Source organism: Streptomyces griseorubiginosus, from assembly GCF_017614965.1.
In the GTDB taxonomy this organism is placed as follows: domain Bacteria; phylum Actinomycetota; class Actinomycetes; order Streptomycetales; family Streptomycetaceae; genus Streptomyces; species Streptomyces griseorubiginosus_B.
On sequence record NZ_WVUG01000088.1, the window covers coordinates 12,572 to 30,027 of the forward strand.

Sequence of the window (17,456 nt, forward strand, 5' to 3'; positions counted from 1 at the left end):
CCGTCGGCTCCTGCTGCTTTCCCGTCGGCTCCTGCTGCTTTCCATGGCGCGGGACCCCCGGTACGGACCCCACCCTGCCGGCCTCACACCACGCCCCCGGCGCGTACGCGGAACCCTCACACCCCGGCCGCGCGCCGGAAGAGGGCAGCGTTCCTCACGGGAAACAGACGTGATGCGGTCGGGTAACACCGGCATCGCACGCTCCTGGACATGACCTCGAATACGCGTGTGGTGGTGATCGGCGCCGGCCTCGCGGGCGTCCGTCTCGCCCGGCGGCTCGGTGAGCTCGGCACGCCCGTGACCCTGGTCGGCGAGGAGGAGCACCGCCCGTACAACCGGGTGCTGCTCGCCGAGGTGCTGGCCGGGCGGTACGGCCCCGACGTCATCGCGCTGCCCACGCCCGCGGAGCTGGTCCGCGGCCGGGTCACGGGCATCGACCGCGAGGTGCGAGCCGTACACCTCGCGGACGGCTCGAAGATCGCATACGACACGCTGGTCCTGGCCACCGGCTCCAACCCGGTGCTGCCGCCGCTGCGCGGCCTGTTCACCGAGACTCACGAACTGCCCGCCGGCGTCCACGCGTTCCGCACGATGGACGACTGCCTGGGCCTGTCCGAGGCGGTACGGCCGGGCGTGCGCGCGGTCGTCATCGGCGGCGGTCTGCTCGGGGTCTCAGCGGCCCGGGCCCTCGCACAGCGCGGCGCGCAGGTCGTGCTCGCCCAGCAGGCCGAGCGCCTGATGGAGCATCAGCTCGACCCGACCGCCTCGAAGCTGGTCCGGCGGCACCTGCAGGACCTCGGCGTGGAGATCCACACCGAGTGCCGGGTGCGGGACGTGCGCTGCGTCGGCGGGGTGGTCCGCTCGGTCGAGATGGCCGACGGGTACGCCCTCGACGCCGACCTCGTGGTCCTCGCGTGCGGGGTCCACCCGCGCGTCGGTCTGGCCCAGGACGCGGGCCTCGCCGTGCACAAGGGCGTCCTCGTCGACGACGAACTGCGCACCTCCGACCCGCACATCCGGGCGATCGGCGACTGCGTCCAGCACGCGGGCACGGTGTACGGACTGGCCGCCCCGGCACTCGAACAGGCCGAGGTCCTGGCCGAGTCGCTGGCGGGTGACCCGAACGCCCGCTACACCGGCACCCGTTCGCTCACCCGGCTCACCCTGGCCGGTGAGGGCTTCTTCGACCTCGCCGCGTTCGGCGAGACGGAGCCGCGTCCCGGGGACGACGTCGTCCAGCTCGCGGACGCCACCCGCGGCACCTACCGCAAGGTCGTCGTCCGCGACGACCGCCTGGTCGGCGGGGTCCTCGTCGGCGAACTCGGCACCGTCGGCGCGCTCGCCCGTGCCTGGGAGGGAGCGGAGCCGCTCCCCGACGACGGCCCCCTGCTGCACCTGCTCACCAACGATGGAGGCTCCTGATGACCACCGGCACCCCCACGATCGTGCTCGTCGGCCATGGCATGGTCGGCCAGCGCTTCCTCGAAGCGCTCGCCGGGCGCGGCCTGACCGCCACGCACCGCGTGGTCGTGCTGTGCGAGGAGCCGCGTCCCGCGTACGACCGCGTCGCCCTCACCTCGTACTTCTCGGGCCGGACGCCCGAGGAACTGTCCATGACGGACATGGAGTTCATCGACACGCACGGCATCGAGCTGTACGTCGGCGACCCCGCGGAGACCATCGACCGCGAGGCGCGGAAGGTCACCGCGCGCTCCGGGCAGGTCTTCGAGTACGACACCCTCGTCCTCGCCACCGGCTCCTACCCGTTCGTGCCGCCGGTACCGAACAAGGACGCCGAGGGCTGCTTCGTCTACCGCACGATCGAGGACCTGCTCGCGATCGAGGAGTACGCGAAGTCGCGGGCGTCGGTCGGCGCGGTGGTCGGCGGCGGTCTGCTCGGGCTCGAGGCGGCGGGCGCGCTCAAAGGGCTCGGACTCACCTCCCACATCGTGGAGTTCGCGCCGCGGCTGATGCCCGTGCAGGTGGACGAGGGCGGCGGGGCGGCCCTGCTGCGGACCATCGAGCAGATGGGCCTGAGCGTCCACACGGGCGTCGGCACGCAGGAGATCGTGGTCGGCGAGGACGGCGCGGTCACCGGCATGAAGCTGTCCGACGGCTCCGAACTCGCCACGGACATGGTGGTGTTCAGCGCCGGTGTCCGGCCCCGGGACCAACTGGCCCGGGACTGCGGCCTGACCGTCGGCGAGCGCGGCGGCATCGCGGTCGACGACCACTGCCGTACCGTCTGCGATCCGCACGTCTTCGCGATCGGCGAGTGCGCGCTGGCCTCCGACGGCCGGGTGTACGGCCTGGTCGCCCCCGGTTACGAGCAGGCGGAGACCGCGGCCGCGACCATCGCTGAGGACGAGGCTTCCTTCACCGGCGCCGACCTCTCGACGAAGCTGAAGCTCCTCGGCGTGGACGTCGCGTCCTTCGGCGACGCGCACGGCACCACGGACGACTGCCTGGACGTCGTGTACTCCGACTCCCGCGCGGGCCTGTACAAGAAGCTGGTCATCGGGCGGGACGGCACCCTGCTCGGCGGCATCCTGGTCGGCGACGCGGAGGCGTACGGCACGCTGAAGGCGTTCACCGGTTCGGTGCCGCCGGTCAAGCCGGAGTCGCTGGTGCTGCCCGCCGGGGCCGGCGAGTCGGTGCAGCTCGGCCCGACGGCGCTGCCGGACGACGCGATCATCTGCTCCTGCAACAACGTCACCAAGGGCACGATCCGCGGCGCGGTCACCGACCACCGGTGCACCACGGTGCCCGAGGTGAAGAAGTGCACCAAGGCCGGTACGACGTGCGGCAGTTGCGTCAAGGTGCTCGGCCAGCTGGTCGACGCCGAGCTGGAGGCGTCCGGCGTCGAGGTCGACAAGGGGCTGTGCGGCTGCTTCGCCCAGACCCGCGAGGAGCTGTACGAGATCGTCCTCGCCCTGCGCATCAACAGCTACCAGGACCTGCTGGACCGCTACGGTCGCGACGGCGCCCGGGGCGGCGACGGCTGCGAGATCTGCAAGCCGGCCGTCGCCTCGATCATCGCCTCCCTCGCCCCGACGATCGGCGCGAGCGGCTATGTCCTGGACGGCGAGCAGGCGGCCCTGCAGGACTCCAACGACCACTTCCTGGCCAACCTGCAGAAGAACGGCTCGTACTCGGTCGTGCCGCGCATCCCCGGCGGTGAGATCACCCCCGAGGGCCTGATCACGATCGGTGAGATCGCTCGCGACTTCGGCCTCTACACGAAGATCACCGGCGGCCAGCGGATCGACATGTTCGGCGCCCGCGTCGAGCAACTGCCGTTGATCTGGGCCCGGTTGGTGGACGCGGGCTTCGAGTCCGGGCACGCGTACGGCAAGGCGCTGCGGACGGTGAAGTCCTGTGTGGGGCAGACCTGGTGCCGGTACGGCGTCCAGGACTCGGTCCGCATGGCGATCGAACTGGAGCTGCGCTACCGGGGCCTGCGCTCCCCGCACAAGCTGAAGTCGGCGGTCTCCGGGTGCGCCCGGGAGTGCGCCGAGGCCCAGTCGAAGGACTTCGGCGTCATCGCCACCGCCAACGGCTGGAACCTCTATGTGGCAGGCAACGGCGGGGCCACCCCGCGCCACGCGGACCTGCTCGCGCAGGACCTGTCGGACGCCGAACTGGTGCGTCTGATCGACCGGTTCCTGATGTTCTACATCCGCACCGCGGACCGTCTGGAGCGCACCTCGACCTGGCTGGAGCGGATCCCCGGCGGCCTGGACCACGTCCGCGAGGTGGTGGTGGAGGACTCCCTCGGCATCTGCGAGGAGCTGGAGTCCCTGATGGCCGCCCATGTCGCCCACTACCGCGACGAGTGGGCCGAGACCATCAACGACCCCGAGAGGCTCGCCCGGTTCGTGTCCTTCGTCAACGCTCCCGACACCCCGGACCCGGTCGTCGGCTTCGTCCCGGAACGCGACCAGATCAAGCCCGACCTGCCGCTGCTCACCATCGGCCACCGTCCCCTGGAAGGAAGCGCCCAGCGATGACCCTGGCACCCGAGACGACCGACCTCAAGGTCCAACTCCAGCTCGCGGACGAGTGGTTCACGGTCTGCGACCTGACCCGGCTGGTCCCCGGACGCGGCGTCGCCGCGCTCCTGCCGGACGGCCGCCAGGCGGCCCTCTTCCGGGACCGCAACGGAAACCTGTACGCCATCGACAACCGCGACCCCTTCGGCGGCGCCGCCGTCCTCTCCCGCGGCCTGACCGGCACCCACCAGGGCCGACCCTTCGTCGCCTCTCCCCTGCTCAAGCAGCGGTTCGACCTGGAGACGGGCCAGTGCCTGGACGACGAGACGGTGCGGGTGGCGACGTACGAGGTCCGCGCCTCCTGACAGCGCCCTCGGCCGCACCACCACAGCGCCTCGCCCCGTCGCCGGGGCGGGGCGCTTTTCGGCAGCCGCGCCGGCCTCGTTTCGGAGCTCACTGCGCCGTCGCGGCCCTGCGCCGATGGGCCGCGACGCGTTCGCGGGTGGCGCAGCGGCGCGAGCAGTAGCGGCGTTCGGGGCCGGCGCCCTGGGTGATGAAGACCTGACGGCAGTTGTGTGCGGCACAGAGGCGGCCGGGCGGACGCTGGGTGTCCCAGACGAGCACGGTCAGGGCGAGGCAGGAGGAGGCCAGCAGCCACTCGCCCCACGGGCCGTCGTCGTCGCGGTCGAGGTGGGGGTGCCAGGGGGTGGCGCCGCCGTGGGCGGTCAGGCGCAGGGGACCGGCGTGCTCCTGGAGGATGCGGTTCAGGACTGCTACGGCGGCGTCGAGGTCGTCGGCGGTGAAGACCTCGCGCAGCAGGACGGCGGCCGCGCGCATCTCGGCGAGGTCGTCCTGGGTGAGATCGAGGGGACCCTGCTCGCCGTACTCGCGCAGGACGGCGACGACCTCCTGCGGGTCCGGGCGCTCGCGGGTGAGGGCGCTGACCAGGGCCGCGGCGCGCCGGGCCACGGCCTGTACGGAGTGCCGGCCGGACCAGTCGTCGGGAGGAGGTGACACAGGCCGAATGTAACGCATATTGACTGGCTTTAGGGTTACCCACGTAACGTGTTGACGATGTCAAAGCGTTACACGACGGCCTCGTACTTCGTCGGTGCGGTGTCCGCCCGTACCGGCGACGAGATGTCCGGACCGGCGATGATGCTGGCCGGATACGCCCTGACCGGCTCGACGGCGACCGCCTCGTCGCTGCTGGCCGGGCTCAACGTCGCCGCGGTGGTCGGCGGACCGCTGCTCGGCGCGTTCCTGGACCGGACGTCACGCCCGGGCCGCCTCCTGGCCTGCGCACTGGCCGCGTACGGCACCGGAGTGGCGGCCATCCTGCTCGGTCTCGGGCGTCTGCCCCTCCCCCTCACCGTCCTGATCGCCGTGTGCACGGGCCTGCTCGGACCGGCGCTCTCCGGTGGCTGGACGGCCCAGCTCCCCCGGGTGGTGGCGGGCGACGCGCTGCCCCGGGCCAACGCCCTGGACGCGATGACCTTCACCACCGCGAGCCTCGCCGGGCCGGCCCTGGCGGGGGCGGCGGCCGAGACGCTGGGGGCGCCGACGGCGGTGGCGGTGGCGGTGACCCTGATCGGCCTCGCGACCCCGGCGGCCTGGCGCCTGCCGAGGGCGACCCACCGAGGAACCTCCGGACCGGCGCCGAACAGGGACCGGGACACCGACGCACCACCCCCGCGGCGAAGCGAGCGGGGTCTCGCCGCACCGCGCTCGCGCGAGGGGGGCATCGGGGTGGAGTCCCGGACACGGCCGGGCGGAAGTGCCGACACCGCGCGACGCACCCCGCTCACCGCCGGGCTCCGGTTCATCGCCCGGCGGCCCGCCCTGGCCCGGGCGACCCTCACCTCGGTCCTGTGCTGTGCGGCCGAGGGCATGTTCACCGCCTGCGTCCCACTCCTCGGGCAGCACGCCCTGGGCGGGTCCGGGCGCGGCGCGCTGCTGCTGTCCTGTACGGCCGTCGCCTCGCTGGCGGCCAACTCCGTGCTGGCGCGACGCCCCCGACTGATCGCCCCGGACACGGCGATATGGCTCGGCGCCCTCGTACAGGCGACCGCGCTGGCCCTGGCGGCGACGCTGCACCCCTGCGTCCTCGTCGCCGCCGCCCTGCTCACCGGCGCCGGCGCCGGACCCCAGCTCACGGCCCTGTTCGCGATACGGCACCGGGAGGCCCCCGACCACCTGCGCGGCCAGATCTTCACCACCGGCGCCAGCCTGAAGATCACCGGGTTCGCCCTGGGCGCGGCGACCGCGGGCGGGATCGCCGGCCACTCCCTCCCGGCGGCACTCACAGTGGCGTCGGCTACGGCGGCCCTGGCGGCACTGGCCTACGTCACGGTCCGGCGGGGCACACCGAGGTGACGTACCGTCAGCCCTTCAGCGCCTCGTACGCCACTCCCGTGAGCCGTTCGGAGGCGGCCCAAAGCCTCTCCCCCGCCGCGTCGTTGAGCGTCCAGGGCGCCCGCCACGACGGACCCGGCGCCCCGCGCCACATCATGAACGACGGTCCGGTGAAGGAGTCGGGCCGTACGTCGGGGGCGGTCGCCGCGTACAGCAGGGGCAGGGCGCCGGTCTCCGCGGACTGCGCGAAGACCTGGTTGCCGACCTCCATCAGCCGCTCCCTCAGCCGCCGCCCCTCCATCCGCGGTGCGGCGCCCTGGAGGTTGGTCGCCGCGTATCCGGGATGTGCCGCGGCGGCCACCACGTCCGAGCCGTGGACCGCCAGCCTGCGGGCCAGTTCGTGGGTGAAGAGCAGGTTGGCGGTCTTGGACCGGGCGTAGGCGACCCAACGCCGGTACCGGCGTTCGCTGTTGAGGTCGTCGGGGTCGATGTTGGCCAGGGCGTGCATCCCACTGGAGACGGTGACGACCCGCGCGCCCGGCGTCGCGAGGAGGACCGGGGCGAGCAGCCCGGTGAGCGCGAAGTGCCCGAGATGATTGACCCCGAACTGCGTCTCGAACCCGTCCACCGTCGTCCCGTACGGCAGGGCCATGACGCCGGCGTTGTTGACGAGCAGATCGAGCCGGTCGTACGGATACGCGGCCGCGAACTCCCGTACGACGGCGAGGTCCCCGAGATCCAGCCGAGCGAACTCGGCCACGGCGCCCGGCACTTCCTCCACCACGCGCTCGGCGGCCGCCCTCCCCCGCACCTCGCTCCGACACGCGAGCACCACCCGCGCGCCCTTCCGCGCCAGTTCCCGCGCGACGACGTACCCGAGCCCGCTGTTGGCCCCGGTGACGACGGCGACACGGCCGCTCTGGTCGGACACGGCCTTCTCGTTCCAGCCGGGCATGGTCCGCTCCTCCTGCTGACGGTGATCCCCAGCCTACGATGCAGAAGAGGGCGGCACCCCCGCACAGGGTGCCGCCCTCCTGGTGAACCGGAGCCGCCGTCCATCGGTGTTGAGGGTCGGGGACGGCCGGCGGTTCCGGGGTCGGGTTGCCGTGGGCCGGTCGCGGCCATCGGGCCGGTCGAGGCCGTGGGGTCGGCCGGGGCGTAGGGCCTAGCGGTGGTCGCTGCCCTGCGAGTTCGTCGCCGCGCGGCCCGCCTCCAGGCGGGCGACCGGGATGCGGAACGGGGAGCAGGAGACGTAGTCCAGGCCCACCTCGTGGAAGAAGTGGACGGACTCCGGGTCGCCGCCGTGCTCGCCGCAGACGCCGAGCTTGAGGTCGGGGCGGGTCTCGCGGCCCGCCGTCGCCGCCGCCTTCACCAGGGAGCCGACGCCGTCCTTGTCGATCGTCTCGAAGGGGGAGACGCCGAAGATGCCCTTCTCCAGGTAGGCCGTGAAGAAGGAGGCCTCGACGTCGTCGCGGCTGAAGCCCCACACCGTCTGGGTCAGGTCGTTCGTGCCGAAGCTGAAGAACTCCGCCGCCTCCGCGATCTGCCCGGCGGTGAGGGCGGCGCGCGGAAGCTCGATCATCGTGCCGATGGCGAGCTTGAGCTGCGTGCCCGTCGCCGCCTCGACCTCCGCGATGACCTGGTCGGCCTCCTCGCGGACGATCTCCAGCTCCTGGACGGTGCCGACGAGCGGGATCATGATCTCGGCGCGCGGGTCGCCCTTGGCGTTCTTGCGCTCCGCCGCCGCCTCCGCGATCGCGCGGACCTGCATGGTGAACAGGCCCGGGATGACCAGACCGAGGCGTACTCCGCGCAGGCCCAGCATCGGGTTCTGCTCGTGCAGGCGGTGGACCGCCTGGAGCAGGCGCAGGTCGTTCTCGTGGGACTCCTGGCGGGACTCCGCCAGCGCCACACGGACCGAGAGCTCGGTGATGTCCGGCAGGAACTCGTGCAGCGGCGGGTCGAGCAGCCGCACGGTCACCGGCAGACCGTCCATCGCCGAGAACAGCTCGACGAAGTCCTTCTTCTGCAGCGGCAGCAGCTCCGCCAGCGCGGCCTCGCGCTCGTCCTGGGTGTCGGCGAGGATCAGCTTCTCGACCATCTCGCGGCGCTCGCCCAGGAACATGTGCTCGGTACGGCACAGTCCGATGCCCTGCGCGCCGAAGCGTCGGGCGCGCAGCGCGTCCTCGGCGTTGTCCGCGTTGGCCCGCACCCGCAGCCGACGCTTGCGGTCGGCGAAGGCCATGATCCGGTGCACGGCCTCGACCAGCTCGTCGGCGTCCTGGGCGCCGGCGTGCATACGGCCCTCGAAGTACTCCACGACCGGGGAGGGGACCACCGGGACCTCGCCCAGGTAGACCTTGCCGCTGGAGCCGTCGATGGAGATGACGTCGCCCTCCTCGACGACCCGCCCGCCCGGCACGGTCATCCGGCGCCGCTTGGTGTCGACCTCGAGCTCCTCCGCGCCGCACACACAGGTCTTGCCCATGCCGCGCGCGACGACGGCGGCGTGGGAGGTCTTGCCGCCGCGGGAGGTCAGGATGCCCTCGGCCGCGATCATGCCGTCGAGGTCGTCGGGGTTGGTCTCCCGGCGCACCAGGATGACCTTCTCGCCCGAACGCGACCACTTCACGGCGGTGTACGAGTCGAAGACCGCCTTGCCGACCGCCGCGCCCGGCGAGGCCGCGATGCCCCGGCCGACCATCTCGGTCTTCGCATGCTCGTCGAACCGCGGGAACATCAGCTGCGCGAGCTGGGCGCCCGTCACACGCTGGAGCGCCTCGGTCTCGTCGATCAGGCCCTGGTCGACCAGCTGGGTCGCGATCCGGAAGGCGGCGCCCGCCGTGCGCTTGCCGACGCGGGTCTGGAGCATCCACAGCTGGCCGCGCTCGATGGTGAACTCGATGTCACAGAGATCCTTGTAGTGGTTCTCCAGGGTCTCCATGATCTGCATCAGCTGGTCGTACGACTTCTTGTCGATCCGCTCCAGCTCCGCGAGCGGCACGGTGTTGCGGATGCCCGCGACCACGTCCTCGCCCTGCGCGTTCTGCAGGTAGTCGCCGTAGACGCCCTGGTGGCCGGAGGCGGGGTCGCGGGTGAAGGCGACTCCGGTGCCGGAGTCCGGCCCCAGGTTGCCGAAGACCATCGAGCAGACGTTGACGGCGGTGCCGAGGTCGTGCGGGATGCGCTCCTGACGGCGGTAGAGCTTGGCGCGGTCGGTGTTCCAGGAGTCGAAGACCGCGTGGATGGCGAGGTCCATCTGCTCGCGCGGGTCCTGCGGGAAGTCCCGGCCGGCCTCCCTCTTGACGATCTTCTTGAAGGTGGCGACCAGCTTCTTCAGGTCCGCGGCCTCCAGCTCGGTGTCGACCGTGACCTTCTTGGCCTCCTTGGCCTGGTCGAGGGCCTCCTCGAAGAGGTCGCCGTCGACGCCGAGGACGGTCTTGCCGAACATCTGGATGAGGCGGCGGTAGGAGTCCCAGGCGAACCGCTCGTCGCCGGCCTGCGCGGCGAGGCCCTTCACGGACTTGTCGGAGAGGCCGATGTTCAGGACGGTGTCCATCATGCCGGGCATGGAGAACTTGGCGCCGGAGCGGACGGAGACCAGCAGGGGGTTGTCCGGCTGGCCGAGCTTCTTGACCATCCGGGACTCCAGCGCGTCGAGGTGCGCACTCACCTCGTCACGCAGTGCCGCGGGCTCCTCGCCGCTGTCGAGGTAGACCTTGCAGGCTTCCGTCGTGATGGTGAAGCCCGGGGGAACGGGGAGTCCCAGGTTGGTCATCTCGGCGAGGTTCGCGCCCTTGCCACCCAGGAGGTCCTTGAGGTCCTTGTTTCCCTCGGTGAAGTCGTAAACGAACTTCGCTACGTGGGGTTCTTTGTTTTCCGACACGGGTCTCGACTCCTCGAGGACGCGGTGGCTGCCCTGACGGCGAGGAACATACCCAGATCGAAGGTGTCTGGATACGTCTACTCGCGCGTCATGCGCCCGTAACCATCCCTCCGCCAGCGGATCGAAAGTCAAGGGACGGCAAGCAACCAAGCGCTTATGTTTTCACTTCCTGAAGGCATCACTGCCCACTGGTGCGGTTTTACGCTCAGATGAGCACTCAAGGACGACACCTGATTTCGATCGATGAACGATCGAAGGGTGGCACCCAGTGCCACCCCTTGAGGAAGTGCAGCCGCTCAAGATCCGCTCATCTGAGCGCAACCCTTATCAAGGGTGGCGAGAATCACGCTCCCACAGAGGACCGGATTTCACCATGCGGACGCTTTACACCCCCAGCGCGAGCAGCCGTTCCTCCGCCCGCTCCGGCGCGTAGAGATGCTCCACGACCAGTGCCCCGGCCCCCACCAGGCCGGCCCGCTCACCGAGCCGTGAGGTGACGACGTCCAGGTGGGCCGTGGAGCGGGGCAGCGCCCGCTGGTACAGCAGCTCCCGCACCCCGGTCAGGAAGGCGGTTCCGGCCAGATCTCCGGCGATCATCAGCACCCCCGGATTGAGCAGCGTGACGACCGTCGCCAGCACGTCCCCCACCAGCCGCCCGGCCTCCCGCGCCAGCCGGGACGCCTCCGGATGCCCCGCCGCCAGCAGATCCCGTACGTCCGAGCCGGAGGTCGCCGCAACCCCCGCCTCCGCCAGCCGCCCGGCCACGGCGCCGCCACTGGCGACGGCGGCGAGACAGCCGTACGACCCGCACCGGCACAGCGCGTCGGCGCCCACGCGGATGTGCCCGATGTCCCCGGCGCCCCCGTCGATCCCCCGGTAGACCGAGCCGTCGACCACCACGCCCGCGCCGATGCCGGTGGAGACCTTGACCAGCACGAAGGCCGAGCAGCCGGGATATCCCGTGCGCTGTTCGCCGTACGCCATCAGATTCGCGTCGTTGTCCACCAGGACCGGCACCGGCCCGGCGCCCGTCCGCTCGGTGAAGGCCCGGGCCAGGCGGCCCCTTATGTCGTAGCCGTCCCAGCCGGGCATGATCGGCGGCTGGACGACCCGTCCGGTCTCGCTGTCGACCGGCCCCGGCACCGCGAGCCCGATCCCGCACACGGCCCGGGCCGGCCGCCCGGCCTTCTCCAGCAGTTCCCCGAACCACCGCCCGAGCGCCCCGAGGACGACGTCCGGTCCGTCCTCCACGGCGAGCGTGTCCGCGTGCTCGGCGAGGATCTCACCGGTCAGGGTCAGAACGGCGGCGCGCGCGTGCCGGGTGTCGAGGTCGGCGGCGAGGACGACGGCGTGCTCGTCGTCGAACTCCAGGGTGATGGAGGGGCGGCCGCCCAGCGGCGAGTCGACGGGACCGCCGGCGCCCTCGCGCAGCCAGCCCGCGCGGAAGAGACGGTCGAGGCGCTGGCCGACGGTGGCCCGGGACAGACCGGTGACCTGCTGGAGGGCTCCCCGCGTGGTCGCGCGTCCGCTTCGTACCAGTTCGAGCAGATCTCCGGAGCTGGCCTGGCCGCGTCCCGTCATGCGCACCCCCTTGTGCTTCTCCAGCGTGCATTACATAGTGAGTTTTGCGTGTTAAATAGACGTAACTCTACGGTAGCCCAGACCGAACCGGTCGGCCGTACGTCTTTCGGGGAGCCCCGAGTGGATCGCACTGCCCAACTCACCAGCCGCGGCGAACAGCAGCCCATTGCATACGATCCGCCGCCCGTCCCGGGTTCCCTGCACGTCAGGGCCGCCCGGGTGCTGGAGGAGAACTGGACGGGCGCCTCCACCGTCCCCTCGCGCAGCCTGTATCCGCACCAGTGGTCCTGGGACTCCGCGTTCATCGCGATCGGCCTGCGGCACCTGTCGCCGTTACGGGCCCAGACGGAGCTGGAGACGCTGCTGGCCGCGCAGTGGGCGGACGGCCGTATCCCGCACATCGTCTTCAACCCCTCCGTCCCGCTCGACGCCTATTTCCCGAGCCCCGACTTCTGGCGCTCCTCGACCGCGGGGCGCGCTGCGGGCGCCCCGCGCACCGTACAGACCTCCGGCATCGTGCAGCCACCGGTGCACGCGCTGGCGGCCTGGCTGGTGCACCGCGCCGACCCGGGCCTGTCCCGCGCCCGGGGCTTCCTCACCCGGGTCTACCCGCGCCTGGCCGCCTGGCACCGCTATCTCCTGCACCGCCGCGACCTGGGCGGGGGCGGCCTCGCGTCGGTCGTCCACCCCTGGGAACAGGGTATGGACAACAGCCCCTGCTGGGACGCCCCGCTCGCCCGGATCATCCCCGCCCCGTCCCGGTCCTTCCGCCGCGCCGACCTCACCCACGGCGCCCCCGAGGACCGCCCGACGGACCTGGACTACGGCCGGTACGTCCGCCTGGCGACGGACTACCGGGACGCCGGCTACGCCGACGACGGCGGCGGTGGCTTCGCCGTGGAGGACCCGGCGTTCAACGCCCTGCTCATCGCCTCCGAGCACACCCTGGCCCGGATCGCCGCGGAGCTGGGAGCGGCGGGCACGGCACGGCACGCCCGCGCGGAGCGGCTGACGGCGGCCCTGGTCGACCGCCTGTGGGACGACACGAGCGGCATGTTCCTCTGCCGCGACCTGCGCGGCGACGACTACAGCGCTCCCGCACCGCACCACCGCCCGCCCACCGGCACCCTGGTCCCCGAGCGCAGCGTCTCCGGACTGATCCCGCTCCTCCTTCCCGGCCTCCCCCGCGACGTCGTGCGGACGCTCGTCGCCACCCTCCACGGCCCGCACTTCGGCCTCGGTGACACGACCCGGCTGCCCCCGTCCTACGACCTCCTCGGCGAGGCCTTCGATCCGCACCGGTACTGGCGGGGACCGGCCTGGTTCAACACGAGCTGGCTGCTGGAGCGAGGGCTGCGCACCCACGGCGAGCAGGAGCGCGCCGACGCCCTGCGGGAGTCCGTCCTGGATCTGGCCGACGCCTCCGGATTCGCGGAGTACGTCGACCCGTACACCGGCGAGGCCTGCGGAGCACTCGGCTTCGGCTGGACCGCCGCCCTCGCGCTGGATCTGCTCCATTCGCGCCCCGGACACGGCGTGTCCCCCACGGGCATCGGCACGTTCGACATGAGTGACAAGGGAGGGGACCGGGCATGACGGAACGGCATCATCTGCTCGTGCGCGGCGGGACGTTCGCGGCCGTGGGCGACGGCGGGGACATCATCGTCGGGGCCCGGGGAACCGGCTCCCCGGCCGGGTTGTTCGTGCGCGACGCCCGCCATCTGAGCCGTTGGCAACTGACGGTCGACGGCGCGGTACCGGAGTCGCTCACGCCGGTCGCGGACGGGGACACGGCCCGCTGTGTCCTCGTCCCGCGCGGCGGACGGCAGGAACCGCCCGCGTACACGATCTTCCGCGAACAGGCGGTGGGGGACGGCGCGTTCGTCGAGTCCCTCCGCATCACCAGCAACCGCCCGACCGCCACCACCGTCCGCCTCGCGGTCACGGCGGACGCGGACTTCACGGACCAGTTCGAGCTGCGCTCCGACTACCGCACCTACACCAAGATCGGCGCCACCCGTTCCCGCCAGGTCCTCGACGACGGCGTGGAGTTCAGCTACCAGCGCGGTGAATGGCGGTCCGTCACGACGGTGACGGCGCAGCCCGCCCCGGACGGCGTCGAGGAGACCGGCACCGGCGCCCGCCGCCTCGTCTGGACCCTCGATCTGGACCCGCACGGCACGGCGGAGCTGGCACTGCGGGTGATGGCCCGCCCGCACGGCGACCGGCGGGCCCTGCGCGTACCGGCGTCGCCGGCCGCGCTCAATGAACAACTCCTCGCTCTCGAGGGCGAGTTCGTGGAGGGCGTGCCCTTCCCGACGGGCTGGCCCGAGCTGGCGGCGGCCTGCGCACGGGGCCTCGCCGACCTCGCCTCCCTCCAGGTGCCGGCGACCGGCCCGGACGGCGAGGACCTGCGGGTGCCCGCTGCCGGAGCCCCCTGGTTCCTGACGCTGCTCGGCCGGGACGCCCTGCTGACGTCGTTGTTCGCCCTGCCCTACCGCCCGCAGCTCGCCGCCGCCACCCTGCCCGCGCTCGCCGCCACCCAGGCGGCGGAGACCGGCCCGGAATCGGTGGCCCAGCCGGGCAAGATCGTGCACGAGGTCCGCCACGGCGAGCTGGCCCACTTCCATCAGGTCCCCTACGGCCGCTACTACGGCTCGGTGGACGCCACGCCCCTGTTCCTGGTCCTCCTGGGCGCCTACGTCGAGCAGACGGGGGACACGGACCTCGCCCGCCGCCTCGAGCCCAACGCCCGCGCGGCGATCGGCTGGATGCTGGACCACGGCGGACTGACCTCGCGCGGCTACCTCGTCTACCGCGCCGACCAGGGCGGCCTCGCCAACCAGAACTGGAAGGACTCCCCCGGCGCGATCTGTTCCGCCGACGGCTCACGGGCGAGCGGACCGGTGATGGCGGCCGGGGCACAGGGCTATGCCTACGACGCCCTGCGCCGCACGGCGTCGGTCGCCCGGACGGTGTGGGGCGACGACACCTACGCCGCCCTGCTGGAACAGGCGGCGGCCGATCTGCGGGACCGTTTCCAGCGGGACTTCTGGATGCCGGACGCCTCCTTCCCGGCGCTCGCGCTGGACGGCCAGGGCCGGCAGGTCGACGCGCTCGCCTCGGACGCCGGGCATCTGCTGTGGTCGGGCCTGCTGGACAAGGAGTACGGCGAGGTGGTGGGCCGGCGGCTGCTGGAACCGGACTTCTTCTCCGGCTGGGGCGTCCGCACACTGGCCGCGGGACAGCCGGCGTACCACCCGCTGTCGTACCACCGCGGCTCGGTCTGGCCGCACGACAACGCGCTGATCACGCTGGGCCTGGCCCGCTACGGCCTGCACGACGAGGCCCGCACGGTCGCCCACGCCCTGGTCGACGCGGCGACGGCCACGGGGCACCGGCTGCCGGAGGTCATCGCCGGGTACGGACGGGACTCGCACGCGGAGCCCGTGCCGTATCCGCACGCGTGTGTGAGGGAGTCACGCTCGGCGGCGGCACCGCTCGCCCTGCTGACGGCGGTCGGGGGCGCCTAGCGCTCCGCTGGGGAAGGCAGGACGGCGACTGCCCGCGCCCCTACGAGCCTCGACCGTGTCGTTGACGAGGCGTTTGCCCGGTGTTTGCCCTGAGGCGTGAACAACCGCCTCAGGCAGCCCGTACCGGACTGTGGCGGGTCCTTGCCTCCCGGTGTGGCCCGCCGACCGATCCGTCCGAATCACGGATGCCGGGCCTCGCAACGGAAGGACCTTCGGGTGCCTGTCTTCACGCGCCTTCGCCAACAACCGGACACATCACCCGAGGTCGAGCCGGAATCACCCGCACCGCAGCAGGAGGCCAGGGCGACCCTGCGCACCCGGTTCGCCGACTGGCGTGAGCGGCACCCCGTACCGGTGCGCGTCGTGCGCTGGACGATCACGATCCTCGCGGCCGTACTCGTGCTCGGCGCGCTGGTGCTCCCGAACAAGGAGAGCGCGCTGCACGCCGAACGGTTCGTGCGGATACCGGTGGAGGCCGTGCTCGGGGCGGCCGTCGCGCTGGTGCTCCCGCGCCGCCCGCGCATCATCGTGGCAGTCGTGTCAGGTGCCGCGCTCGGCGCGCTCACGATCCTCAACCTGCTGGACATGGGCTTCTGGGAGTACCTCGGCCGGCACTTCAACCTCGTGCTGGACTGGGAGCTGCTGCCGGACGCGCAGAGTTACGTCCAGGACTCGATGGGCCGTGCGGTGGCGATCGGTGCCACGGTCGGCGCCTTCGTCCTGGTGTTCCTGCTGCTGTCAGTCATGGCGCTGGCGATGGTCCGCCTCAGCAACCTGCTGGCGCGCAACAAGCAGGCGGCGACCCGGGGGACACTCGCCGCCGCGGTCGTCTGGGTCCTCTGCTCCGCACTGGGCCTCCAGCTCGGCGGGACACCGCTGGCCTCCGACCGGGCGGCCGGCGCGGTGGTTCTCCAGGCGAAGGGGGTCCGGCAGACCCTCAAGGACGAGGCCGACTTCCAGAAGATCGCCAAGGTCGACGAGTTCGGCAACACACCGCCCAGCCAGCTGGTCCCCGACCTGCGCGGCAAGGACATGATCTTCACCTTCATCGAGAGCTACGGCCGCAGCGCGATCGAGGACCCGGTGGAGGCGCCCGGCGTCGACGCGACCCTCGACGCCCGCACCAAAGCCCTCGCCAAGGCGGGCTTCCACGCCAAGAGCGGCTGGCTGACCTCGGCGACCTACGGCGGCAGCAGCTGGCTCGGCCACTCCACCACGATGTCCGGCCTGTGGATCGACAACCAGAACCGCTACCGCACGGTCATGGCGAGCGACCACCTCAGTCTCACCAAGGCCTTCGCCAAGACCGGCGACTGGGACACGGTCGGCATCATGCCGGGTGTGCAGAAGGGCTGGCCGGAGTCGAAGTTCTACGGCCTGCAGAGCTACCGCAACGCCTTCCAGATGGGCTACAAGGGGCCGAAGTTCAGCTGGTCGACGATGCCGGACCAGTACGCGCTGCAGGCCTTCCAGAACCTGGAGCACGGCAAGAAGCGGAGCAAGCCGCTGATGTCCCTGGTCATCCTCACTTCCAGCCACCAGCCCTGGGCCCCGATCCCCAAGATGGTCCCCTGGAACGACCTGGGTGACGGTTCGGTCTTCAACGCCATCCACGCGGCCGGCAAGAAGCCCGCGGACATCATCGCCAGCTCGCCCAAGTCCCAGGCGGAGTACGGCAAGTCGGTCCAGTACTCGGTGACCGCGCTCACCCAGTGGCTGGAACGCTACGGCAACGACAACACGGTCCTGGTCTTCCTCGGCGACCACCAGCCGATCGCCCGCGTCAGCGGCAACCACGCCAGCCGCGACGTCCCGATCTCCATAGTCGCCAAGGACCCCAAGGTCCTGGACAAGATCTCGTCCTGGGGCTGGACGGACGGCCTCCGCCCCGCCCACAACGCCCCGGTCTGGCAGATGAGCGCCTTCCGCGACAAGTTCCTCACGGCGTACGGCTCCACTCCCCACCCGAAGAAGAACTGACGCGGGGGGGACCGCGTGATGTCGTAGAGCCGCGGCCGCTCGCCAGTTCCCCGCGCCCCTGTGGGGCGGGTGTCAGCCGCCCACGGCGGGAAGGGGACGGGGCGGGGGGTGTCCGCCCGCAGTGTCGGG

Annotated in this window: 11 protein-coding genes; 7 read left to right on the top strand and 4 right to left on the bottom strand. The window is 71.8% G+C overall.

Annotated features, from left to right (window positions below):
• Positions 1-210 precede the first annotated feature (210 nt).
• From GRC12_RS18460 to nirD, 3 genes are read left to right on the top strand one after another with little or no spacing between them, the layout of a single operon-like run.
• On the top strand, positions 211-1,422 hold the full coding sequence (locus tag GRC12_RS18460; protein WP_208780402.1) for an NAD(P)/FAD-dependent oxidoreductase: 1,212 nt from the start codon (positions 211-213) through the stop codon (positions 1,420-1,422).
• A complete protein-coding gene (gene nirB / locus GRC12_RS18465) occupies positions 1,422-4,010 on the top strand; it encodes a nitrite reductase large subunit NirB (RefSeq protein ID WP_208780403.1) in 2,589 nt (862 codons plus the stop codon). The genes GRC12_RS18460 and nirB overlap by 1 nt, the downstream gene beginning before the upstream one ends.
• Positions 4,007-4,357, top strand: a complete 351-nt coding sequence (gene nirD, locus GRC12_RS18470; RefSeq protein ID WP_208780404.1) for a nitrite reductase small subunit NirD — start codon at positions 4,007-4,009, stop codon at positions 4,355-4,357. Before nirB ends, nirD begins: the two co-directional genes overlap by 4 nt.
• 88 nt (positions 4,358-4,445) lie before the next feature.
• On the opposite strand, the gene GRC12_RS18475 is transcribed toward nirD, so the two are convergent.
• Positions 4,446-5,027: a CGNR zinc finger domain-containing protein gene (locus GRC12_RS18475; RefSeq protein ID WP_208780405.1), complete on the bottom strand. Its 582-nt coding sequence runs from the start codon at positions 5,025-5,027 to the stop codon at positions 4,446-4,448.
• 39 nt (positions 5,028-5,066) lie between these two features.
• Between GRC12_RS18475 and GRC12_RS18480 the strand changes: the two genes are divergently transcribed.
• Entirely contained in the window at positions 5,067-6,368 is a 1,302-nt protein-coding gene (locus tag GRC12_RS18480) for an MFS transporter (protein ID WP_208780406.1), read from the top strand.
• Between the two features lie 7 nt (positions 6,369-6,375).
• Here GRC12_RS18480 and GRC12_RS18485 read toward each other — a convergent pair whose 3' ends face one another.
• The 3 genes from GRC12_RS18485 to GRC12_RS18495 all read right to left on the bottom strand — a co-directional run bounded on the left by GRC12_RS18485 (position 6,376) and on the right by GRC12_RS18495 (position 11,814).
• Complete coding sequence (locus GRC12_RS18485) at positions 6,376-7,302, bottom strand: oxidoreductase (RefSeq protein WP_208780407.1); 927 nt, start codon at positions 7,300-7,302, stop codon at positions 6,376-6,378.
• Positions 7,303-7,512: 210 nt separating this feature from the next.
• Positions 7,513-10,233, bottom strand: a complete 2,721-nt coding sequence (gene ppdK / locus GRC12_RS18490) for a pyruvate, phosphate dikinase (RefSeq protein ID WP_208780408.1) — start codon at positions 10,231-10,233, stop codon at positions 7,513-7,515.
• Between the two features lie 384 nt (positions 10,234-10,617).
• Positions 10,618-11,814 (bottom strand): ROK family protein, encoded by a 1,197-nt coding sequence (locus tag GRC12_RS18495; RefSeq protein WP_208780409.1) that lies wholly within the window; start codon positions 11,812-11,814, stop codon positions 10,618-10,620.
• 120 nt (positions 11,815-11,934) lie between these two features.
• Between GRC12_RS18495 and GRC12_RS18500 the strand changes: the two genes are divergently transcribed.
• From GRC12_RS18500 to GRC12_RS18510, 3 genes are all read left to right on the top strand, one after another.
• The gene (locus GRC12_RS18500) at positions 11,935-13,410 is read left to right on the top strand and encodes an MGH1-like glycoside hydrolase domain-containing protein (protein ID WP_208780410.1); all 1,476 of its coding nucleotides are present in this window, start codon (positions 11,935-11,937) and stop codon (positions 13,408-13,410) included.
• Positions 13,407-15,347, top strand: coding sequence for an amylo-alpha-1,6-glucosidase (locus tag GRC12_RS18505; RefSeq protein ID WP_208780411.1), 1,941 nt, complete (start codon positions 13,407-13,409; stop codon positions 15,345-15,347). Before GRC12_RS18500 ends, GRC12_RS18505 begins: the two co-directional genes overlap by 4 nt.
• A 216-nt stretch (positions 15,348-15,563) precedes the next feature.
• Positions 15,564-17,327, top strand: a complete 1,764-nt coding sequence (locus GRC12_RS18510; RefSeq protein ID WP_208780412.1) for a CDP-alcohol phosphatidyltransferase — start codon at positions 15,564-15,566, stop codon at positions 17,325-17,327.
• The last annotated feature ends 129 nt before the right edge of the window (positions 17,328-17,456 follow it).